The organism is Pseudomonas viridiflava (assembly GCF_900602065.1).
GTDB lineage: Bacteria > Pseudomonadota > Gammaproteobacteria > Pseudomonadales > Pseudomonadaceae > Aquipseudomonas.
In genome coordinates this window covers 1-284 of record NZ_UWFN01000101.1, presented here as the reverse complement: position 1 = coordinate 284, position 284 = coordinate 1, and the positions used below count along the sequence as shown (strand labels likewise).

The 284-nt window shown below is 56.7% G+C and carries 1 protein-coding gene; it reads left to right on the top strand.

Annotation, left to right across the window (positions count from 1 at the left end):
• Positions 1-284 (top strand): cbb3-type cytochrome c oxidase subunit I (locus tag EE949_RS05155; RefSeq protein WP_206335690.1); only part of this gene is annotated, 284 nt, incomplete at both ends.

Here is a 284-nt window from a genome sequence, read left to right as displayed (position 1 = left end):
GTCCTGGCGTGGGTGTTGACTACTACATCTGGGCGCTACAGTTATCCGGGTTAGGTACGACGCTGACGGGGGTCAACTTCCTCGTGACCGTACTGAAGATGCGTACCCCAGGCATGAAACTGCTGGACATGCCGATCTTCACCTGGACCTGCACCTGGGCAAACATCCTGATCGTGGCTTCGTTCCCGATCCTGACGGCTACCCTTGCGTTCCTGACGCTTGACCGCTACCTGGACTTCCACATCTTCACGAACGAAATGGGCGGTAACCCCATGATGTACGTG